General features: G+C 71.5%; 18 protein-coding genes. 9 read left to right on the forward strand and 9 right to left on the reverse strand.

All coding sequences use genetic code 11. The annotated features are described in order from the left end of the window. Positions 1–257: 257 nt before the first annotated feature. The gene (locus P3T34_RS05020) at positions 258–1,427 is read right to left on the reverse strand and encodes a serine hydrolase domain-containing protein (RefSeq protein WP_280664760.1); all 1,170 of its coding nucleotides are present in this window, start codon (positions 1,425–1,427) and stop codon (positions 258–260) included. Between the two features lie 131 nt (positions 1,428–1,558). After that, the gene (locus tag P3T34_RS05025) at positions 1,559–2,185 is read right to left on the reverse strand and encodes an HAD domain-containing protein (RefSeq protein ID WP_280664761.1); all 627 of its coding nucleotides are present in this window, start codon (positions 2,183–2,185) and stop codon (positions 1,559–1,561) included. Positions 2,186–2,217: 32 nt separating this feature from the next. Here P3T34_RS05025 and P3T34_RS05030 point away from each other — a divergent pair, with 32 nt between their 5' ends. Continuing rightward, complete coding sequence (locus P3T34_RS05030; protein WP_280671832.1) at positions 2,218–2,586, forward strand: MmcQ/YjbR family DNA-binding protein; 369 nt, start codon at positions 2,218–2,220, stop codon at positions 2,584–2,586. A 94-nt stretch (positions 2,587–2,680) separates the two neighbouring features. After that, entirely contained in the window at positions 2,681–3,004 is a 324-nt protein-coding gene (locus tag P3T34_RS05035) for a hypothetical protein (RefSeq protein WP_280664762.1), read from the forward strand. A 13-nt stretch (positions 3,005–3,017) separates the two neighbouring features. On the opposite strand, the gene P3T34_RS05040 is transcribed toward P3T34_RS05035, so the two are convergent. Continuing rightward, positions 3,018–4,274, reverse strand: a complete 1,257-nt coding sequence (locus tag P3T34_RS05040) for a TDT family transporter (protein ID WP_280664763.1) — start codon at positions 4,272–4,274, stop codon at positions 3,018–3,020. Between the two features lie 113 nt (positions 4,275–4,387). Between P3T34_RS05040 and P3T34_RS05045 the strand changes: the two genes are divergently transcribed. Then, positions 4,388–5,344, forward strand: coding sequence for a LysR family transcriptional regulator (locus P3T34_RS05045; RefSeq protein WP_280664764.1), 957 nt, complete (start codon positions 4,388–4,390; stop codon positions 5,342–5,344). Between the two features lie 124 nt (positions 5,345–5,468). Here the strand turns inward: P3T34_RS05045 and P3T34_RS05050 are convergent, their stop codons facing one another. Both P3T34_RS05050 and P3T34_RS05055 read right to left on the reverse strand, forming a co-directional pair. Further along, a complete protein-coding gene (locus P3T34_RS05050; protein ID WP_280664765.1) occupies positions 5,469–6,785 on the reverse strand; it encodes a DUF3533 domain-containing protein in 1,317 nt (438 codons plus the stop codon). Positions 6,786–6,930: 145 nt separating this feature from the next. Then, complete coding sequence (locus tag P3T34_RS05055) at positions 6,931–7,509, reverse strand: GNAT family protein (RefSeq protein WP_280664766.1); 579 nt, start codon at positions 7,507–7,509, stop codon at positions 6,931–6,933. A 141-nt stretch (positions 7,510–7,650) separates the two neighbouring features. Between P3T34_RS05055 and P3T34_RS05060 the strand changes: the two genes are divergently transcribed. Further along, the gene (locus P3T34_RS05060; protein ID WP_280664767.1) at positions 7,651–8,520 is read left to right on the forward strand and encodes a DUF3626 domain-containing protein; all 870 of its coding nucleotides are present in this window, start codon (positions 7,651–7,653) and stop codon (positions 8,518–8,520) included. A 232-nt stretch (positions 8,521–8,752) separates the two neighbouring features. Beyond that, positions 8,753–10,111, forward strand: coding sequence for a cytochrome P450 (locus tag P3T34_RS05065; protein WP_280664768.1), 1,359 nt, complete (start codon positions 8,753–8,755; stop codon positions 10,109–10,111). Here P3T34_RS05065 and P3T34_RS05070 read toward each other — a convergent pair. After that, complete coding sequence (locus P3T34_RS05070; RefSeq protein ID WP_280664769.1) at positions 10,099–11,400, reverse strand: MFS transporter; 1,302 nt, start codon at positions 11,398–11,400, stop codon at positions 10,099–10,101. The two genes, P3T34_RS05065 and P3T34_RS05070, sit on opposite strands and share 13 nt — an antisense overlap. 74 nt (positions 11,401–11,474) lie before the next feature. Beyond that, entirely contained in the window at positions 11,475–12,416 is a 942-nt protein-coding gene (locus P3T34_RS05075; protein ID WP_280664770.1) for a RimK family alpha-L-glutamate ligase, read from the reverse strand. Between the two features lie 211 nt (positions 12,417–12,627). Here P3T34_RS05075 and P3T34_RS05080 point away from each other — a divergent pair, with 211 nt between their 5' ends. The 3 genes from P3T34_RS05080 (at position 12,628) to P3T34_RS05090 (ending at position 15,785) form a co-directional block, all read left to right on the forward strand. After that, on the forward strand, positions 12,628–13,623 hold the full coding sequence (locus tag P3T34_RS05080) for an RICIN domain-containing protein (protein WP_280664771.1): 996 nt from the start codon (positions 12,628–12,630) through the stop codon (positions 13,621–13,623). Positions 13,624–13,750: 127 nt separating this feature from the next. After that, positions 13,751–14,389: a GNAT family N-acetyltransferase gene (locus tag P3T34_RS05085; RefSeq protein ID WP_280664772.1), complete on the forward strand. Its 639-nt coding sequence runs from the start codon at positions 13,751–13,753 to the stop codon at positions 14,387–14,389. Positions 14,390–14,633: 244 nt separating this feature from the next. Next, positions 14,634–15,785, forward strand: a complete 1,152-nt coding sequence (locus tag P3T34_RS05090; protein ID WP_280664773.1) for a hypothetical protein — start codon at positions 14,634–14,636, stop codon at positions 15,783–15,785. A gap of 95 nt (positions 15,786–15,880) precedes the next feature. On the opposite strand, the gene P3T34_RS05095 is transcribed toward P3T34_RS05090, so the two are convergent. Further along, entirely contained in the window at positions 15,881–16,045 is a 165-nt protein-coding gene (locus P3T34_RS05095) for a hypothetical protein (protein WP_280664774.1), read from the reverse strand. Positions 16,046–16,787: 742 nt separating this feature from the next. On the opposite strand from P3T34_RS05095, the gene P3T34_RS05100 reads away from it, so the two are divergent. Next, on the forward strand, positions 16,788–18,896 hold the full coding sequence (locus P3T34_RS05100) for a transglycosylase domain-containing protein (RefSeq protein ID WP_280664775.1): 2,109 nt from the start codon (positions 16,788–16,790) through the stop codon (positions 18,894–18,896). Positions 18,897–18,967: 71 nt separating this feature from the next. Here the strand turns inward: P3T34_RS05100 and P3T34_RS05105 are convergent, their stop codons facing one another. Next, positions 18,968–21,613, reverse strand: coding sequence for a hypothetical protein (locus P3T34_RS05105; RefSeq protein ID WP_280664776.1), 2,646 nt, complete (start codon positions 21,611–21,613; stop codon positions 18,968–18,970). Between the last annotated feature and the right edge of the window lie 93 nt (positions 21,614–21,706).

The raw sequence follows: 21,706 nt of genomic DNA on the forward strand, positions 1-21,706 counted from the left end.
CGAACGACGCCGTCACACCCGAAGCCGCCACCCCCGACCCCTGGGCCCCACCCCCCGCGACAGCCGGCGCGCCGCACGCCCCGCAACCCCCCTACGGCGTCTACGGCCCGTACGGCACCGCCCCCGCTCCATCTATCCGCCGACCGCGAAGAGCTGGACGGCGGGCACCCGAAGCAGCGTCTGCTTCCTGCGCGAGAACGGCGCGTCGGACAGCAAGCCCATACGACGCGACGCCACCGACCTGACCCCGGACCAGGTCACGTTCCTGCGGGCCGCCCACGCACGCCGATCATGGCGCCCAGCGCCGACCAGAACGCGCCGACCAGCGGCTCGGGCGGCGGTAGGCACTGGGTCAGCAGTACGGCGGCTGTATCGAGCCCCGGGTACGTGTACCAGGTGGACCCGAGCCCGCCGCCCCAGCCGTACCGCGTGGGGGTGACCTCGACGCCGTAGCCCCAGCCGGCGCCGGCGCTGAGGAAGGCCTCCTCCGAGCGCGACCGCGCCCGCCCGGCGCCGAGCCGGTCGGTGGTCATCAGCGCGACCGACCGCTCCGAGAGCAGGCGCCCCCCGTCGTACCGCCCGCCGTCCAGCAGCAGGCGCGCGAACCGCAGGTAGTCGGGGGCGGTCGAGACGAGTCCACCGCGCGCGTCCGGGAACGCCGGCCGCCGGTGCCACCGGCTGTCCCGCGCGCCGTCGAACACCTCCAAGCCATCATCACCGGGCGTGTAGCAGGTGACCAGCCGAGCACGCGCCCCGGCCGGCACCTCGAAACCGGTGTCCACCATCCCCAGCGGGTCGAGCAGCCGCTCGCGCAGCAACCGGTCCAGCGGCTGTCCGCCGACCCGCGCCAGCAGTACGCCGAGCACGCCGTAGCCGAACTCGTACATCCACTCGGCCCCGGGCTGGTGCATCAGCGGCAGTTCGGCGAACCGCGCCACCCACGCGTCCGGGCCCAGTGGGACGGACGGATCCGGCGGCCCCAGGCCGAGGCCCGCCGCCGCGGCGCGCTCGAAGACCGGGCACGGCGAGTCGAAGACGAAACCGAAGCCCATCCGCAGTGTCAGCAGGTCGTCCACCGTGATCGGACGATCCGCCGGGACGGTGTCCTCGACCGGCCCGTCCAGGCGCCGCAGCACCCGCCGGCCGCCGAGCTCGGGAATCCACCGCTCGATCGGCGCGTCGAGCGCCAACTCCCCGTCCTCGACGAGCATCAGCGTCAGCGCCGCCGCCAGCGGCTTGGTCAGCGAGGAGATCCGGAAGACCGCATCCGCCGCCAGCGGGACCGCGCCGTCGACAGCCGGCGCGCCGACGCTCCCGACGAACCGCTGCCCGCCGCACACCACACCCACCACCGCGCCGGGCACACGCCCACCGCCCACATGCTCGGAGACCACCGCCAGCAGACGCTCCCCGTCAATCGACGCCATCGCGCGCCACGCTTCCCGCTACCCCGGCCGACCCCCCCATCTCTATCAGCCCCCGCCGAAGACCAGCGCGACGAGCCAGCCATCGGTGTCACGGCCCGCCGCGGCGTTGGCCGCGACGTTCACCCACACCCTCACGGACGGTTCCCCGACCCGCCTCGCCCCCGTCCTGCCAGCTCCCGCACCCGTCCACGCCGCGGCGGTTTCGCCAACAGCCGTTCCACGTGGTGCCGTTCGAGCCCCTGCCCGCCATCGATCGCCATCAGCAGCCGATCCCGCCGCACCAGCGAGTTACGCACCAGCCGAAACGGCATGACATCGTCGACCCACGCAAACGGCCGCCCGTCCGCATACCGCAGCAACGGCACCCACTTGGCCCCGGAGAACAACTCCATCAACCGGACCCGAGGATCCCCCGGCTGCCGCCGATACCCGGCAAACCGGACCACCGGCAGCACCGGCAATCCCAGCACCGGCGCGATGTGAACATTGGCGTCCTCCTCCCACGTGGTGGCCCAGCAGAGCTCGTACACCTCCGCCAACTCCCGTAGCCACTCCCCGTGTCGACGCGACAGCAGGACCCTGAACCCGCAGAGCGTATGCACATCGAAGTCCGCCGCCGGACGCGGATCAGCCGGGTTGAGCACCCCGTCGACATCAAGGAACAGCAGCGGCTTCGACACAAGTACTCCCACCCACCAGACAACCCACCCGTCCCCCATCCAGACGACCACCACCCCAATCCAGTTGCGCAGCACCACACCCCGGCAGACTGTCCACCATGACGCTGATCATGACGCCCGATGCGCTCAAAGCCGCCTGCCTGGAACTCAACGGGGCCGAGGAGACCTTCCCGTTCAATCCGGAGACCTCGGTGTTCAAGGTCGGCGGGAAGATCTTCGCGCTCAGCGCGCTGGACGGTGTGCCGCTGCGGGTGAGCCTGAAGTGCGACCCTGAGGTGGCCGTGCGGCTGCGGGCGCAGTATCCGGCGATCACTGGCGGGTGGCACCTCAACAAGCGGCACTGGAACACGGTGACCATCGACGGCTCGGTTCCGCAGCGGCTGCTCCGGGAGATGATCGAGGACTCCTACGACCTGATCGTCGCCCAACTCCCGCGCCGCCAGCAGCTCATCCTCGACTGGCCGGGTGCCCGCACCTGACTGGCGAGCGGGGCGTCCGCCCCGTCGAGTACGGTGTCGGCCGAGCGGTCACCGGGCCCGGTCGGGTCTGGTGCGGGGGGAAGAAGGAAACGACATGGGTCTGCTCTTCGTGGGGTTCTTCGCCCTGGTCTTCGTCGGGGTGCCCGGCGTCGTCGTGCTGAGCATCGTGCTGGCCGTACGGGCCGGACGGCGGTCGGCCGGATCGGGGCAGCCCCCCGGACGTCCGGGGAGGCTCGACTGGCTGCCGGAGCAGGACGACCTACAGCGGCGCGCGCAGTCCAGCGCATGGAGCGACGGCGGCAGCACTGAACACCCGCACGGGCACGGACACGAGCACCACCAGCACCACCACACCCCGAGCCCGAGCCCGAGCTTCGACAGCAGCCCGTCCCCGTCCCCCTCGCACCACCACCCGTGAACGTGACGGGTGCTCAGCGGGCCGGGACTCCGGCGGGCAGGAAGAGCTGTCCGCGCAGGCTGCCCTTGGCCGTCCGGACGGCGACCAGGAGCCAGGCCAGGACCAGCGCCACGTAGAGCAGCCCGGCGGCGGCCCTGAACAGGTCCGAACCGGAGTGCAGAGCGATGCCGGTGGTGCCGGTGACGCAGGTGCCGACCGGGAAGGTGAACGACCACCAGGTCAGCGAGAACGGCAGGCCCGCCCGCACCGCGCGCAGGGTGACGGCACCGGCCAGGCAGGCCCACAGGAACGCGAAGCCCCAGGCCGGGACGCCGTAGACGATGCCGAAGGCCTGCAGCGCGGTCGAGTAGGGCGCGGGCAGCGCCAGGTGCGCGACGCCGCCCAGCAGGTTGGCGGCGGTGATCGACTGGCCGAGCGGGCCCAGCACGATCCACAGCGTCGGCACCATGCGCACCGGTCCGGTCTTGTGGATGGCCAGCCGGTACCAGATCAGCGTAATGACAATGATCGAGGCCAGCAGGCTGAGGCCGAACATCGCGTAGCAGCAGAGCAGCATCGACAGCCGGGTCTGGCCCGCGGGGACGAAGGGGAGCAGCAGCGCCCCGGTGGAAGCGGACACCATCGGTGGCACCACCGGCATCAGCCAGCCGCCGAAGGCGCTGTCCGGGCGGAGGTCGTGCCGGGTGAAGGCCAGGTACGGGACGGCCGCCGCGCAGACCAGACCGGCCGCCGTGCCGACCAGCCAGAGCGCCCAGTCCACGTCAACCGCCGCGCGCAGGCCGATCACGTCCCGGCCCAGCAGCAGCGTGCCGGCGCCGACGGTGAGCATCGCCATCGGCGGGGCGCCGTAGAAGTTGGCCATCACCGGGTCGAGCGCGTGTCCGCGGGCGGTCTTGCGGTGGCGTGCCCAGTGCAGGACGGTGACGACGCTGAGCGCGACCAGCAGGAACGCGGCCAGACCCCACATCACCGTCGCCGCCACCCGCAGTCCGGGGACCTGCTGGGGCAGCGAGGCGCCCGCGACGGCGACGATGCCAGTGCCCATCACCGAGGCGTACCAGTTCGGGGTGATGTTCGACAGCAGCTGGCGCGGGTGGTCGAGGTCGCGCAGCAGGCCCCAGCGCGCCAGCGCGTGCACAGGGGTGTCAGCGGACCCGGAGGGCAGGACAGACCCGGAGGGCAGAGCGGACCCGGACGGCTTGGCAGGCCCGGACGGCCTTGCGGACCCGGTGGGCTCGGGGCCTTCCGGAGTGTCACGGGGGGTGGTCACCGGCAGCATGCTAGTCATGAATTTCATGCTGCTCGGGTGCGACGCTCCGCAGTAGTGCCCACCTCCTTGCAGGGGTACAAGGCGGCCTTGTCACCGCAGGTTAGGGTGGGTGCATGGTCCTGAGCCCACGGATGCCCGAGTTGCGCGCCCTGGAGGTGCTGCTCGCCGTCGCGCGCAGCGGCAGCCTGAACGCCGCCGCGCGCGAGCTGGGCGTCACCCAGCAGGCGGTGTCGGCGCGGATCACCTCGGTCGAGGCGCAGACCGGCGTGCCGCTGGTGCTGCGCACACCGCAGGGCTCAACCCTGACGCCCGCGGGTGTGGTCGCGGCGGAATGGGCCTCGCGCCTGCTTGACGTCGCCGCCGAGGTCGAGCTCGGGCTCGCCGCGCTGCGCCAGGACCGGCGCACCCGGCTGCGGGTCAGCGCCAGCCTCACCATCGCCGAGCACCTGCTGCCCGGCTGGCTGGTGTCGCTGCAGGCGGCCGCGCAGCGCAGCGGGCAGCCGGCGGCCGAGGTGGTGCTGATCGCGGCGAACAGCGACACCGTGATCGACCAGGTCCGCCATGGCCAGGCGGACCTGGGCTTCGTCGAAGGTCCGAGCACCCCGCGCGACGTCCGCAGCCGGGTGGTGGCGCACGACGTCCTCACCCTGGTGGTGCGTCACGACCACCCCTGGGCGCGCCGGCGGCGACCGGTCACCGCCGAGGAACTCAACCGGACCCCACTGGTCAGCCGCGAGCACGGTTCGGGCACCCGGGACGTCCTGGCGGCGGCCCTGAACGCGGCGCTCGGGCCCGAGGCCGTCCAGGGGCCGCCGGTGATGGCGCTGTCGACGACCGCGGCCGTCCGCGCCGCCGTGCTGGCCGGCGCCGGGCCGGCCGTGCTCAGCGAGCTGGCCGTCGCCGACGACCTGACCAGTCGTCGCCTGCACCAGGTCCCGGTAGCTGGGCTCGACCTGACCCGGGTGCTGCGCGCGATCTGGCTCGGCCCGAGCACCCCGCCCGCCGGGGCGGTCCGCGACCTGGTCGCGCACGCCGTCCGCCACCGTGCTCCCGGCCCGCCGCCGAAGTAGCGGCGGCCCAGTCGGTCGGGCCAGTCGGTCGGGCCAGTCGGTCGGCCCGGTCGGTCGGGCCAGTCGGTCGGGCCAGTCGGTCGGACCAGTCGGTCGGCTCAGTCAGTTGGACCAGTCGGTCGGCTCAGTCGGTCGGCTCGGGGTTGGGCTCGGGCTCCGGTGCGTGCTCGGGCACGATGCGGTGCAGGCCCTTGCGGTCGTAGTAGGTGGTCATCGCGAAGCCGAAGACCAGCGCGACCGCCACCCCCACCGCGATCATGACCCAGGCACGGGTCAGACCGGCGTCGGCCCGCGCGTCAAAGTAGAGGATCGCCCTTACACCACCAGCGAGTTGGCGCATCGGCTCGAACTCGGACAGCACCCGGTAGAAGGTCGGCAACGCCTGTAGCGGGACGGTCGCCCCGGACGAGGGCAGCGCGAGGGCGATGAAGACGAACATGGCGATCAGCTGCCCGATCCCGCCGAACGCGGCGAGCAGCGCCTGCGCACCGAGTCCGACCGCGGCCGAGGCGCAGACGGAGAAGATCCAGAGCAACGGCAGGTGCGAGGCGTCCATACCGAGGATCGCGACGCAGCCGAGCATGATCAGGCTGGAGGTCAGCACCGCGATCCCGACCGACATGACCATCGTGATGGCGAGCGTCTGGGTCCGGCTGATCGGCACGGTGGGCCGCTGGCGGCGCCACGGCCCGAGCTCGCTCGCCGCGTAACCGAGCGCCACGTCAACGGAGTTGCCGATCACGGTGGCGCCCAGGAAGCCCGCCAGCACCAGCAGCAGCGCGTAGTAGAAGGCGGTCAGACCCAGACCGCTGTGGGCTCCGATCGGGTGGCCGACGGCGACCACCACCGTTACCGGGTCGGCCAGTTGGAGCCGTTCGGCGTTGCTCGCGGCGGCGCCGCCCTGCGGCAGGGCCGCGGTCAGCTGTCCGCCGATCTGCAACGAGGCGGCGTGCGCGGCGGCTTGGGAGATCGAGCTGGCGAGCGAGGAGGCCAGGCTGCCCGCGCCGGGGTTGGTGAGCACCGTCATCGTCGGGCGCGCCGGTTTCGGCATCCCCGAGGTGCCGAGCGCGAGGACGGCCTGGGTGAAGCCGGCGTCCACCCGGAGCACCCCGTAGAGCTTGCCGGACGTCAACTCGTCCATCGCGGCGGCCTCGTCCAGGCTGCGCCAGGAGATCTGGTGCTGCGAGACGGCGGCGATGCCAGCGGTGGTCCGCGCCCCCAGATCGGTCCGCTGCCCGGCCACCACGACGCCCTGGTCGGCGTTGACCAGTCCGATCGGCAGCCGGCGCAGATTGCCGTTCGGGTTGAGGATCCCGCCCATGTACACCAGCGCGAGCAGCAGCACCACCAGGCTGATCAGCACGGCGGGGAACGCCCAGATCTTCGGGGTGCTCAGCACCCGCCACGCGGTCGTCCGGCGTTCGGGGTGGTTGGAAGACATGGCGCCCAAAGTAGCCGATTTACGACTTTTCGGACGCCCACCGCGCCGCCACCGCCACCCGACGCCGCCTCACCCAGCAGCATCAGTGCCGGCACCAGCACCAGCACCAGCACCAGCACCAGCGGCCGGGATCCCCAACGTCTCGCTACGGATGCAGCGTGACGCCGTCGTCCCACGGCGCCAGCTTCTGGAGCAGCAGCTCGTCGTGCCAGCGGCCGCCGACATGGGTGTGTCGGCGGGCCAGGCCGACCTGCTCGAAGCCGTTGCGCTCCAGGACTCTGCGCGAGGCCTCGTTGGCCGGCCGGGTGAAGGCGTCCACCCGGTGCAGCAGCAGGGAGTCGAAGGCGTGCTCCAGCAGCAGTCCCACGGCCCGGGTGGCCAATCCCCGGCGTAGGTGGTCCGCTCCCAGCCAGTAGCTGACGAACGCCGACCGCAGCGCGCCCAGCGTGATGCTGTTCAGCGAGATCCGGCCGACCACCGCGCCGTCGTGCACGATGACGCCCGGCCACACCCGGCCGGCCTCGTGCTCGGCCAGCGCCCGGACGATCCGCCGCCGCTGCCCCTCCGCGGTGAAGTAGTCCGCCTCCGTGGTCGGCAGCGACTCCCGCAGATGGAGACGGCTCGCGTCGAGCAGCGCCGCGAGGGCTTCGCCGTCCTGCGGCCGCAGCAGCCGCACCAGCAGCTCGGGTGGGCGTGCGGCAACGATCGCGCTCCGGTCATTCATGGCGTGACTCCCCCTGCTGCTGTTCCGCTTCGCCGGCGCTGGTCCCAGCCAGTGATGCACCCAGCCCGCAACGCTCCCAGCCGGTGATGTTGTCAGAAAAACCCGCTGCGCGGCGGGCCCGGCCTGCGGCAGACTTCGCCGATGAACGCAGCCTCCGCCGACGCCGCCGACTCCCCCCACGATCACGCCCTGCGCCATGTCGCCTCGCTGTCCAGCGGGGCGCCGGTGGACGGCGGGCTGCGGATCACGCTCAACTTCCACCCGGACCGACTGGTGGGAGAGCGGCCGATCCTACGGGCGATGGCCGAGGACGGCGTCTACCGCTCGCAGTTCACCACCGGCACCAGTAACGGCGGCCTGACCGCCCACCCCGGCGGCGAGCGCTGGCTCTGGGAGAGCCGGCTCTTCGACGGCGCGTACGACCGCGCTCCCGCCCACCTGCGACCGGTCTACGGTGCGCTGGACTTCCGCCGCCAACCGCTCGGCGCGGCCCCGCGGTTCGGGTCCGCGCACTTCCGGCTCACCGCCGAGGCGCTCGCGCGCAGCACGTTCTGCTACCCGGACAGCTTCCGCGAGCCCACCGACTTCGGTGTCGCGACCGCCATGCCGCTGATCGCCCTGGCCGAGGCCGACCAGCAGGACGCCCTCGACGACTACATCGAGGCGCAGGTGCACGGACCGGTCGTGCTCGACCGCGACATCGAGGCGCTGGTCCTCGACCCGGCCTACCGCGGCACGGCGGTGGAGGACGCGGCCCGCCGGCTGCGCTGCCCGCTGGAGTGGCACCCGGGGCTGGTGCTGACCGTCGACCGGCTGCGACGTCACCCGGACTTCCGCGGCCCGCAGTACGTGGAACTGGGCGCCGAGATCGCGGTGGCCGGCCTGATCGACCCGCGGATCATCGGCGACGCGGCGCGCACCGGCCGCTACGACCAGCAGGCGCTCAAGAAGGTCTGGCACTACCTGGCCCGCTTCGGCTCACCCGCCCGGGCCGACGTGGCAACGCCATGACGCAACGCAACCCGACCTGACGCAAACCGACCTGACGCAACGCGACCTGACCCAGCACGATGCGACCCGACTCGCATGATGCGACATGAAAGTGAGCTTGCATGACGTGACGTCAGAGACAGGAGGATCTCCCTGTTGCGTCGTGCATCGTTGCAGTACGTTCGGTGTCGGTCGTGCGCCGACCGTGCCGACGGGGCCCGGGGCGGGCGGCCGTGACCCCGGAGGTGTGACCGTGCCTGACGGCTCGACAGCTGCCCACCAGCCTGTGCTGATCGGCTCCCCGTCGTTCAAAGCCGACGCCCACGCCGAGTACGCGCGGTTGCGCGAGGCGGGGCCGATCCACCGGGTGCGGATGCCCAGCGGCCTGAGCGGCTGGCTGGTGGTCTCGCACGACCTGGCCCGCGAGGCTTTCACCCACCCGCTGCTCGGCAAGGACCCGGAACCCGCGCAGGCCCACCTGGACGCCGTCGGCTACACCCGCAACCGCACCGGCGTCGGCCTGGGCGGCAACATGCTGACCGCCGACCCGCCGCACCACACCCGGCTGCGCAAGCTCGTCGCCGGCGCGTTCAGTGCCCGGCGGATGGCCGCCCTGGGCCCGCGGATCCAGCAGATCACCGACGAACTGCTCGACGGCATAGCGCCCTTGGGCAGCACCGACCTGGTGGAGAGCTTCACCGGTCCGCTGCCGATGACGGTGATCTCCGAGCTGCTCGGCGTCCCGGAGGAGCACCGCGACCAGTTCCGGCACTGGTCGCAGCAGGCCCTCGGCAACCCGCCGGAGAAGCAGCGCGAGGGGGCGACCAACCTCAACCGCTACCTGGCCGAGCTGCTGGCCGACAAGCGCCGCAACCCCGGCGAGGACCTGCTGTCGGCGCTGGTCGCGGTGCACGACGAGGTGGACGGCCGGCTCTCCGAGGAGGAACTGCTGGGCACCGCCGTGCTGTTGGTGGTGGCCGGACACGACACCACAGCCAACCTGCTGGCCAACGCGGCGCTGCGGCTGCTGCGCGAGCCCGAGCAGGCCGAACTGCTGCGCCGGGACCCGGCGCTGCTGGCGGGCGCGGTGGAGGAGTTCCTGCGCCATGACGCGCCCGTGGACACCACGCCGCTGCGCTTCGCGTCCGGCGACCTGACGCTCGGCGGCGCCGACATCCGCACCGGCGACGTCGTGGTGATCTCGCTGACCTCGGTGGGCCACGACGTCGAGGGCGGAACCGGGCAGCAGCCGCTGGACGTCACCCGCCCGGCGGCCCGCCACCTCTCGTTCGGGCACGGCATCCACCACTGCATCGGCGCTCCGCTCGCCCGGCTGGAGGGGGTCATCGCGCTGGGCACCCTGCTGCGCCGGCTGCCCGACCTGGCCCTGACCGACCCCGAGGGAGAGGTGGCCTGGATCCCGGCGGGGATCATCCACGGGCCGCTCTTGCTGCCGGTCCGCTTCACCCCACAGCCGACGCAGAAGCCCACTCGCGACGAGAGTGCGCTCTCAGCAGAAGGGAGCTCTCTCGCAATGCCTCTCACGATGCCTCATGCAGCTCCGCACGCGACCCCGTACGCGACCCCGCTCATGGACCGTCAGCCGTCCTGACTCCTCGCCGCCGCACCGGTCAGCCGCTCGGCGTCCGCCGGCACCAGCTGACCCGGGAGCGTCGTGGGCTCGGCCGCCGCCCGGCGGCCGAGCAGCAGGCCCACCACCAGCGCGGCGAGCGCCGACACGACGCCACCGAGCACCAGCCCGGCCCGCGGGCCGGCCGTCTGCGAGATCCAGCCGACGCACGGCGCCGCCAGCGGGGTGGTCCCCAGCGAGGCGAGCATGTAGAGGCCTATCACCCGGCCGCGCATCTCGGGGGCGACGGCGAGTTGGAGCCGGGCCTTGGCAGCCGTCATGAAGACCAGCAGCAGCGTTCCGGTCGGCACCAGCATCAGGACGAACGTCGAGAAGTCGGGCATCAGACCCGTCACCGCCTCCAGCACGCCGAACGCCAGCCCCGCGCCCACCAACCGCCGCCACCCGCAGCGGCGAGCCTGGGCGGCGAGCAGCGAACCGGCCACGGCGCCGACGGCGAGCGCGGCGGAGCCGAGTCCGAACGCGGCGGCCCGGCTGTGGAAGACCTTGGTGACCATCAGCGCCGTGGTGATCTGGAAGTTCATCCCGAATCCGGCGACAAAGCCCACCAGCACCAGCGTCAGGCCGAGGTCGGGACGGTTGCGCACATGCCGCAGCCCCGCCCGCACCTGCCCTTTGGCACGCGCGACGACCGGGGTCGGGCGCAGCTCGCGGGTGTCCATCCGCAGCAGGGTGGCCAGCACCACCACGTACGAGAGGGAGTTGAGGACGAAGGCAGGACCGACGCCGAAGACGCTGATGATCGGACCGGCCAGCGCGGGGCCGACCATCCGGGCGAGGTTGAGCACGGTGCTGTTCAGGGCCAGCGCGTTCTGTAGGTCGGTCGGTTCGACCGCCTCGGCGATGAAGGCCTGCAAGGTCGGCTTGTCGACCACCATGGTCAGGCCCAGCACGAGGGAGAGCGCGTAGACGGCGCCCAGGGTGGCGGTGCCGGTCGCCGCCAGCAGCGCCGGGACCAGCGCGAGCACCGCGAGGACCGCCTGGGTCATCAGCAGCAGCCGACGCTTGGGGAAGCGGTCGGCGAGCACTCCCCCGCACGCGCCGAGCAGCAGCAGCGGCAGCAGCTGCAGGGCGGTGGTGATGCCGAGCACTGTGCCGTCGCCGTCCGACAGCCGCAGGACGAGCCAGTCCTGCGCCATCTTCTGCATCCAGGTACCGGTGTTCGAGGCCGCCTGGCCGATCGCGAAGAGCCGGTAGTTGCGTCGGCGCAGCGGACCGAGGAACAGCCCTCGCGCGGGTGAAGCCTCCAAGGCCGACGTTCTCCTCAGCGCTGGTTGGTACGACACCGCCTGGCCGCCGAGCGGTCCAGCGGCCTGGCGACCGGTTACGCGCCGGCGCTCAACCTGGCCGCGCAGGCGGCCACGATGGCCGGGCTGACCTCACTCATGTGCTCGCGCCAGCCGACGTTGGCGTTGACCTCGCAGACCGTGAAGCCGCCGTCCGCCTCGAAGAGCAGGTCCACCCCGGCCACCGCCAGCCCCAGCGCCTCGGCGGCCCGCACGGCCAGCGCCTCGCCGTCGGGGTGCAGGCCCGGGCAGAGCACGGACGTCCCGCCGAGCGCGACATTCGACTTGAGCCCGCCGTCGGCGGCCGAGCGGACCTGGGCGCTGACCGCCCGGCCGTCGACCACCACCACCCGCAGGTCGCGGCCGTGCGAGTACGACACGTAACGCTGGAACAGGTAGGGCGACTCCTCGCTGAGACTGCCGTGGACATCCAGCAGCATCCCGGCGTCGGGCGCCAGGAAGACCTGCCGGCCGCGCTGACCGCGCACCGACTTCACCACGCACGGCTCGGGCACCCCGGCGCGGATCACGTCGGTCAGCACGGCGTCGGCGTAGCTGCGGGTGTCGGGGACGGGCAGGCCCGCCATGGCCAGCTGCTGCAGCTGCCAGAACTTGTTCACGCAGGCCAGCACCGCGTCCATCGGGTTGAGCAGCACCGTGCCCAGCGCCACCAGGTGGCGCAGCAGCGTCATTTCGCGGTCGGTGCTGAGCCGCGGGGTCGACATCCGGGCGTAGGCGACGGCCGGCGCGGCCAGCGGGCAGCCGTCGAGATCACGCAGCGTCAGGCGGCCGCCCTCGATGCCGAGCAGCAGTTCGTCCGTACGCCGGACGGCGTAGCGACCGGGCAGGGCCTGCTCGAAGGCGGCGGTGAGTTCGCCGATGATCCGGTTCCCGTTCAGCCCGGTACCCAGCAGCAGCCAGCATTCGGCGGCGGCCCGGTCACTGCCTGGCCGCACTGTCGGGGCATCGCTCACAGCCACGTCCGGACTCCTCTCCGTTGCCTACCCACGAAGGTCCGATCCTGCCAGCAGGGACCAGGGGTGCGCAGCGATTGCGCTGAATGGCGGCGCGCCCGAAAGATCTGTTAGGAAAACTTCCTAACAACTATTGACGCGCACCCCTCATGGCCACGACGCTGCTACGTCAAGGCAGTTGGCCAGCCTGGACACCCGACGACTTGGAGGCCCATCCATGCGCAGAGGCACGCTGACGACGACCGTCGCCACCGCCTGCACCGCCCTGATCATGACCGTCGCCGCCCTGCTGGCCGGAGCGCCCAGCGCCTCGGCCGGCCCCGACCCCCATTCCTCCGCCCGCTCGTCCGCCCGCCCCGCCGCGCGCCCGGCCGCCGCGACCCAGCAGACCTTCCTGACCTTCTACGGCTGGTGGGACAACACGCCACCGGGCGGCGCCATCTCCTACCCCACGCTGCACAGCACCGCCGGCGGCACCGGCACCTACGCCGACCCGATCACCTTCGCCAGCTCCAAGGCCGAGATCGCGCCGGGCACCAGGATCTGGGTCCCCCGGGTGCGCAAGTACTTCGTGATGGAGGACGGCTGCGACGAGTGCAGCGCCGACTGGAGCGGCAAGGGCCCCAACGGCGGGCCGAAGCTCGCACACTTCGACCTCTGGCTCGGCGGCAAGGGCGGCAGCCCGATGAAGGCCATCGAGTGCGAGAACGCGCTGACCAACTACACCGCGGACAACACCCCCTCGATGGAACCGGTGGTCATCGACCCGCCGGCCGGCGAGCCGTACGACTCCACCCCGATCTTCAACACGGCGACCGGCGGCTGCTACGGCGGCGCCACGCCGACCATCACCGTCGGTCCGTACAAGAACGCCTCGACGGCCACCTGCATCGACGACCCGCACAACAGCGCGAGCAGCGGCGTCCGGTTGGCGATGGCCGCCTGTTCCGGGGCAGCCGAGCAGCGGTTCAGCTTCGACGGCACCTTCCTGCAGCGCAACGGGCTGTGCGCCGACATGTCCGGCAGCAATCTGCTGCTCAAGCCGTGCACCGGCGGGCCGACCCAGCAGTGGTCGGCCAATCCCAGCGGGACCATCTCGGACATCCAGACCGGCAAGAAGTGCTTCCGGGCCTCCGGCGGCACGCTGACCGCCGGCAGCTGCTCGGGGACGCCCGCCCGCTGGACCGTCCCGACCGGGAAGTCGGCGGCCTGACGGCGGGGGTCCGACCTCGGCGGTGGGGCTTGAACATCGGGGGCGCGCGCCTGTTGAATGCCATCTCAACATGTAAGGTGTGATAGCAGATAGGATCTATTACACGGTCTCGGTACGAGGGGTCGGCATGGTGGCAGAACTGGCGCGCGCCTGGGTGGCCGGATGGTCCGTCTCGCGGGGGACCCCGGCGCCCGTCGAGGAGCCATGGGGGCTGCGGATCGAGGTCGGACTGCCGAACCACGTGACCCGGCACGTACTTCCGACCGCCGACGAGAGCACCGTCCGCGCACTCGCCGGGTCGGTCAGCACGCCGGGCACCTGGATCAAGGCGTTCGTCCCACCGGAGACGCTCGGCGGCTGGTTGAGCCCCGACTGGACGCCCAGCGAGCCCGTCTTCCTGATGAGCACCGACCTCCGCCCCGGAGCCACCCGCGCCCCCGTCGGCTACACCCTCACGGCGGACACCAGTCGCGGCGTCACCCGGGTGCGCGTGACGGCGGCCGACGGGTCCGCCGCCGCCCGCGGCCAGGTCGCCACGGTCGGCGCGGCCGCCGTGATCGACCAGATCGTCACCGAGCCGGACCACCAGCGCCGGGGCCTGGGCACCGTCGTGATGCGCAGCCTCGCCAACACCGCGCTCGCCCAGGGCGCCACCCTCGGCGTGCTCGGCGCCAGCATCGAGGGTCGGGCGCTGTACGAGTCGCTCGGCTGGGCCGTCCGGGCGCCGCTGGCCGGCTTCGTCTACCGCTCCACCGAGCCCCGCTGACCGTCGGGGCGCTCAGCGGCCCGCTCGACTGCTGATGCTGACGCCCGCGAGCGGGTCGACTACACCACGTGCTGATCGGCCTACGAAGGGTGGCGGTTCCGTGGCCACCCGGTTCGAATGAGTACTGCCCGTGACGAACCAGGCCGTGGCCGGCGGCTGGTGACTGGTGACTGGTGACCAGTGGCTGCGGGCGGTGTCGGGGTCCGTTCGGTCCCGGTAGGCGTTCCAGACGAGGAGACAGTACGTGAGAGCACGCGTGAAAACAGGGCTGGCAGCAGCCGCGTCCCTGTTGCTCGGATCCGCGGCGGCAGCCGTCGCGGCCCCCACCGCCGACGCCCGCGATACGTTCACGGGCCCCCTGCACACGGTGTCGACGATCGCGTCGACGATCCCCGGCAACGGTGATCAGAACCCCTACGGCACCGTGGCGGTCCCGCAGAGCATCGGTGAGCTGCACCGGGGTCACGTCCTGGTCAGCAACTTCAACAATGCCGGGAACCTGCAGGGCACCGGCACCACGCTGGTGCAGATCAGCCCGACCGGCGACGTGCAGCAGTTCGCCCAGATCGACCCGACGAAGCTGCCCGGCCCGTGCCCCGGCGGCGTCGGACTGACCACCGCGCTCACCATCCTGCCCGGCGGCTGGGTGGTGGTCGGCAGCCTGCCGACCACGGACGGGATGTCCGACACCGCGCAGGCCGGCTGCCTGCTGGTGCTCGACAGCCACGGCACCGTGCGCGAGACGCTGGCCGGCAACGGCATCAACGGGCCGTGGGACATGACGTCGGTGAGCGACGGGCGGCGCAGCGACCTCTTCGTCACCAACGTGCTCAACGACACGGTCGCCGGCGGCGGTGCGACCGTGAACGAGGGCACCGTGCTGCGGCTCACCCTGCAGCAGGAGCGGGACGACCAGCCGCCGCGCCTGGTGTCCAGCACGGAGATCGGCTCGGGATTCGGTGAGCGCACCGACCCCGTCGCCCTGGTGGTCGGGCCGACCGGAGTCGGCCTCTCCCCCAAGGGGACGCTCTACGTCGCCGACTCGGCCGGCAACCGGATCGCCGCGATCCCCGACGCGCTGAAGCGTCGCGACTCGGCCGGCACCGGACGGACCGTCAGCTGCGACGGGAACCTGAACGGGCCGCTCGGCCTGGTGGTGGCCCCCGGCGGCGACATCCTCACGGTCAACGCGGGCGACGGCAACCTCGTGGAGACCTCCCCGCACGGCGACCAGGTCGAGGTACGCCAGCTCGACGCCTCCGGCACCCCGCCGGGCGCCGGCGCACTCTTCGGCCTCGCCGTCCGCCCCCAGGACCACGACACCAGGCCCGAGGACCGAGCCGTCTACTTCGTGGACGACGCCACGAACAAGCTCGACATCCTCACCTCGCCGTAACGCAACCGGCGTCCCATCAGGACAGTCGCCTCGCACGAGGCGACTGTCCTTTCGCGTGCGTACCGGCACGCATCGAACTGCGGCAGCAACCGACCCTACTGGACGACGAGTTCCGCCGCCCAGCGATGCGGCTCGTCGCCCGGACGGCTCAACCGGGGTGCCAGCCAAGCGCGTTGGTCAGCGGTGAGCAGCGGAGCCAGGGCGCGGAAGTCCAGTTCGTCCTTGTCCCGGCCATCCCGGGCCTTGAACAGCAGCACCACCTCGGGGTGAAAGGTACGGCAGCCCGCCGGGCCCCCGGCGGGTGAGCTCGGCCAGCGGACGCCGACTGCGCCGACCCCGGTGGAACACCCAGTCCGCCCCCTCCGCCGCGCCCACCAGGACCTCGAGTCCAGGCGGCCCGTCCGCCAGGCCGAGGGTCTCCCGGCCGGGCTCCACCTCCTGCGGATATGCCCACGGCCGCCGCTCGCCGGTGCGCCGGTCGGTGACCACCAGGCCACGGTCGGCGAAGGCGTCCGAAAACTGCTCCAACTCCCGCGCCAGCACCAACACGTCCACATCCGCGTGGGCTCGCCGCACTCGTCCGACGTGCAGGTCCACCGCCCACCCGCCGGCGATCCACCAGGAGCCCGGGTAGCTCGCGAAGAGCTCACCGACCTGCTGGAGCCGCGTATCGACCGAAAAGCAACCGGCTGGTCCCGCTTCTCTTTCCGTCATGGCCAGTACCATATGACATACCAGAGCCCCCATCAGGCGGTCGGCGACGGAGGGCAGAGGGCAGAGGGCAGAGGGCAGTGGCGCGGGTCGCGCCGGCGGCTGCGGCGGCCGACCGGGGCTGACGTCGGCTAACCGGTGGTCACCGCCCGGCGGGCGCAAGGACCGTACACGAACCGCGCGGCTCAGCAGCGGTAACGTGCTGGCCGTGGGCATTTTGTAGCCTGGTTGTTACACGGGAGCCGGAACATCGGGACCTTTCGTGAGGGTTGGGCTCATAGGGTCGAGGGCATGGCGTCGAAGAATTCCTCCACCAACTCTGGCCCGGTGGGCAAGACCCTCCTGGGTGCACGTTTCCTCCTTGTGAGCGGAACGGCCGGTGTAGTGCTGGCCGGTGTCGCTCTTCCGTTCGTCGGGAGCCTGGGCCTCAGCGCAAAGGCCGCGGCCGACAGTTTCGACAGTCTGCCGGACAACTTCAAGGTTCTGCCGCTCTCGCAGGCGTCCTCGATCTACGACGCGTCGAACAACCTGATAGCCACCGCGTACGACCGCGACCGCACCGTCGTGCCGAGTGATCAGATAGCCCCGATCATGAAGACCGCTCAGGTGGACATCGAGGACAACCGCTTCTACCAGCACGGCGCGATCGACCTCAAGGGCGTCGCGCGGGCCCTGAACAAGGACTCGTCTTCCGGCGGTACCGCACAGGGTGCCTCGACCCTGACCCAGCAGTACGTGAAGAACGTCTTCGTGGACGAGGCCGGCGACGACACCGCCGCCGTCCAGGTGGCGCAGCGGCAGACGATGGGCCGCAAGATCCAGGAGATGCGGTACGCGATCGACGTCGAGCAGACGCTGACCAAGGACCAGATCCTCACCAACTACCTCAACATCACCTTCTTCGGTGAGCAGGCGTACGGCATCGAGGCAGCCTCCGAGCGGTACTTCAGCGTCCACGCCAAGGACCTGACCCTGCCCCAGGCGGCCATGCTGGCCGGTCTCGTCCAGTCCCCCACCTCGCTGGACCCGATCCTCCACCCGCAGGCGGCCAAGGAGAAGCGCGACACCGTCCTGAAGAAGATGGCCCAGTACGGGCACATCACCCAGGCCCAGGCCGACCAGGCCATCGCCACCCCGATCTCGCTGTCCGTCAGCCGGCCCCAGCAGGGCTGCATCACGGCCAAGCAGGGCGAGGGCTTCTTCTGCGACTACGTGAAGAAGGTCGTGCTCAGCGACCCGGCGTTCGGCGCCAGCTCCGCCGAGCGGCTGGCGCTGTGGAACCGCGGCGGCCTGCAGATCCACACCACGCTCGACCCCAAGGCCCAGCAGGCGCTGGACGCGTCGCTCACCAGCAACGCCAACGCCAGTGACAAGCCCGCCGCCGTGATGACCATGCTGCAGCCGGGCACCGGCAAGGTCGTCGCGATGGGCCAGAGCCGCCCGTACGGCGTCGGCGACAACCAGACCACGATCAACCTGAACGTCAACAAGGCGATGGGCGGCGGCCTCGGGTTCCCGACCGGCTCGACCTTCAAGGCGATCGTGGCCGCCGCCGCGTTGGAGGGCGGCATGACGCCCGCGCAGAGCTACACGACGCCGTACAGCATCGACTGGCCCAAGATGAAGGACTGCAAGGGCGGCACCTTCGGGCACGACACGGTCCACAACGACAGCCCGAGCGAGAACGGCACCTTCGACATGCCGACCGCGCTGGCGGCCTCCATCAACACCTACTTCGCCAGCCTGGAGGGCGATGTCGGCCTGTGCGCCACGACGCAGATGGCCAACAGGCTCGGCATCACCCAGCAGTCCGGCGGCACCGCGCTGCAGGTGGTCCCGTCGATGACCCTGGGCGTCAACAGCCTCACACCCATGCAGATGGCCGCCGCATACGCCACGTTCGCCGCGCACGGCACCTACTGCACGCCGGCCGTGATCACCTCGGTGACCGGCCCGGGCGGCAAGAACCTGCCGATCCCGACGGCCAGTTGCTCGCAGGTGATGTCGCCGACCACCGCGGACACCATCACCGCGATGCTCAAGGGCGTGGTGCAGGACGGCGGTACCGCCAACGGCATCGGTCTGAGCGGCCGTGACGACGCGGGCAAGACCGGTACCACCAACGACGGCAAGCAGCTCTGGTTCATCGGCTACACCCCCGAGCTGGTGGGCGCCACGGTGGTCAGCGACACCGCCAACCAGGAGCCGCTGCAGGGACAGCAGTTGGGCGGCAGCCGGATCTCCCAGGCCTTCGGTGCCCAGGTCGCCGGACCGTTCTGGCAGGCGGCGATGAGTGGCGCTCTCGACGGGACGCCCGCCGGGACCTTCCCCCCCATCTCGCTGCCCTCGGCGCCGGCGCAGAACCCGTCGAGCGGCCCGGGCGCGTCGCCCTCCCCGTGACACTCCCCGCACAGGCACGACGGCCCGGAGCGCTGCTGCGCTCCGGGCCGTCGTGGTCTGGCCGGGTGGGATCAGCCGGCGGTCGGGTAGGCGGTCACAGTGACCGAAGGGCTGCTGCCGTAGGGGCTGTTGGCGACCACGGTGATCGGGTAGGTCCCACCGTTGGTCATGTTGCCGAACGTGACGGTCAGCGGGGCATTGGCGGCCACCGTGGCGGGCGTGCCGAAGGTGAAGCCACCATTGCTGGCCGTGACGGTGTAGCTGGTGACGTACGCGGCGCCGGTGGCCGGCGGCGCCCAGGTGACCTTCGCCGCGCCGCTGAGCGGCGTCACGTTGACTTGGGTGGGCACACTCGGCGCGTTCGGGCGGGTCATGGTGTACCCGGCCGGGGCGGAGGTGCTGGTGAGCCCGTTGGCGTCGGTGAAGAGCGCCTGGACCTGCAGCAGCCCGTTGCTCTGCACGCTGAGGGCAGCGTTCCAGACGAGTGCGGGGCTTGAGCCGTCGGAGTTGGTCGCCAGCGGCCAGGCGCTGATCGGCGTACCGGCCGACGTCACGTTTGCCACGGGCAGGTCGGTGAACGCGCCCGAGGTGCCGAGGCGGTACTGATAGCGGACGCTGGTCAGGCCCGGCGCCGAGGTCGCGGTGAGCGCGACGGCCGTGCCATCACCGCTCGACCCGTCCACCGGACCGGTCAGCGCAGCCGCGCCGACACCGAAGCCGTAACTCGCGGTCGGCGAGACCGACCCGCCGGTGCTGGTCGCGGAGTACGCGAGGGTGTGCCAGCCGGCGGCGAAGGTGAGCTGCACGGTGGCGCCGGAGCCGCTACCGGTCACCGTCACCGGGGTGCCGCCGTCCAACCGGTAGGTGTAACTCGCCACACTGACAGAGCTGTCGGCGAAGGTGACGGCGGTCGAGCCGCTCTGCGCCGCGGTCCAGGTGTTGGCGGGGTAGCCCGAGACGGTCACCGTCGGAATGGCCGGCGTGGTGGAGAACGTCACCGGCTGCGCAGCCGACCAGCCGCTGCTGAGCGTCCCGTCGGTGGCCTGGACCTTCCAGGTGTACGCACCGTCCGCCAGCGCCGTCGAAGGCGTCCAGGTCGCCGGGGTACCGGAGTTGACAGACGAGGTGCCCGAGGCCACCACCGTGGTACCGCTCAGGACCTGGAAGTTCAGCTGGACGGGGTCGCCGTCGGGGTCCGTCGCGGTGGCCGAGAAAGTCGGCCGGCTGCTGGTGACGTACATGGTCCCGTTGCTGGTGTTGCTCGGGGTGACCCCGAGCGAGCCCGGGGTGCCGGGCGCGTTGTCGTAAGTGATCGACAGCGACGGGTTGGTCGCGAACCGGACGAAGTTGATGTCGTTGGTCTCACTCGCGTTGACCAGGCCGATGGTCATGTTCGCCCAGTGGCCGCTGGCGGCGCTGGCGGTCAGGCTGGTGAAGTCGAAGGCACCGGTTTCAGGGGATCCGCAGCCGAGGTTGAAGAAGCTCGAGCTCTCCTGCTGGATCAGCGAGGGCTGGTTGTTCCAGTCGGTGCCGGAGTTGATCGCGCCGCTCCAGTAGGCGTTCACCTGCGTGGTGATGGAGCAGGCCGAGGCGAAGACCTCGGTGGCGTCGACCTGGGCGTTGAGCACGGTCGCGCCGTAGATGGAGCTGGGGACGGCCAGCTGGTAGAAGACCCGCTCGATGCCGGTCGGGGCCTGGAAGCCCTGGTAGCCGACGCCGTAGCTGCTGCCGCCCGCGTTGTACTGGGTGGTGCTCGGGAAGGCCTGCTGGACCGGGGCGTAGGCCTGCGTGCCGGTGCTCACCGGGTGGACGGCCGGGTCGAGGAAGATCGGGTACTTCGCGCCCGGGTCGGCCAGCATGGCGTGGTCGGGCACCAGCGCGAGGTCCGAGCCGTGGACTGTGGTGCGAATGGGCGCCACCCGCGCCCCGGCGCCGGGGCCGTGGACATCCGAAACGGTGTTCGTGGCAGCGGACTTGACGGCCGTGCCGGTGCTGCGGGAGTCCCACATCATCGGCGTGGGTGCGCTGAACAGCGCGCGGCCCGTGGCGTCCTTCACGGCCACGTTGCCACTTGCGTCGGCACTCACCGCGAGGCCGGGGCTGGTCTTGGTGGCGAGGGTGAGCGCGCTCAACGCCGGATCCGCCGCAGCGGTGGCGTTCTTGACGACCAGCACCTCCTGGATGCCGCCGTCCTGAGTGGCGCTCACCTGGAGGTCCACGCCGCTGGGCAGCACATTCGGGTACGTCGCCACGTCACCTGCGACGACGGGTGCGGGCAGCGGCGTGGGCCAGCTCAGCGCGAGCTGCTTGCCATCCACCGTCATCGTGGCCAGCGGACCACTACCACCCGCCGACAGCACCAGCGGCGAACTGCTCGCCACCGGCGAGTACCCGTCCGAGCCGCGCTTCAGCGTGGCATCAAGGGAGACCCAGGAGTTGCCACGCTTCACCCACTGCGGCCGCACGTAGGACTGGTAGGTGAATGTGCCGTTCGGGTTGGCGAACGTCCGCGAGGAATCGGTGTGACGGTCCGTCAACTCCACCTGACGGCCGGTCGCGCGAGCCTGCGCGACCGGCGAGTCGGCGACGGCAGCAGCCGTCGGGGCGGCCGGAGCTGCCGCAGCCGCCGCAGCCGGGTGAAGCGGGCTGAGCAGGGCGGCGGCTACCGCCGTGACGGCGACCCGCCCCCCTCTGGATATCCAACTGTTTCTGCGCATAACCGCATGACCCCCTGTGTGGTGGATGGATGTGGGGACACTCTTCTGCCTCGGCTGACATCTCGTCAATCTCCGCGAGAAGAAAGTCGATCT

Origin of the sequence: Kitasatospora sp. MAP12-44 (assembly GCF_029892095.1) — a bacterium.
In the GTDB taxonomy this organism is placed as follows: Bacteria; Actinomycetota; Actinomycetes; order Streptomycetales; family Streptomycetaceae; genus Kitasatospora.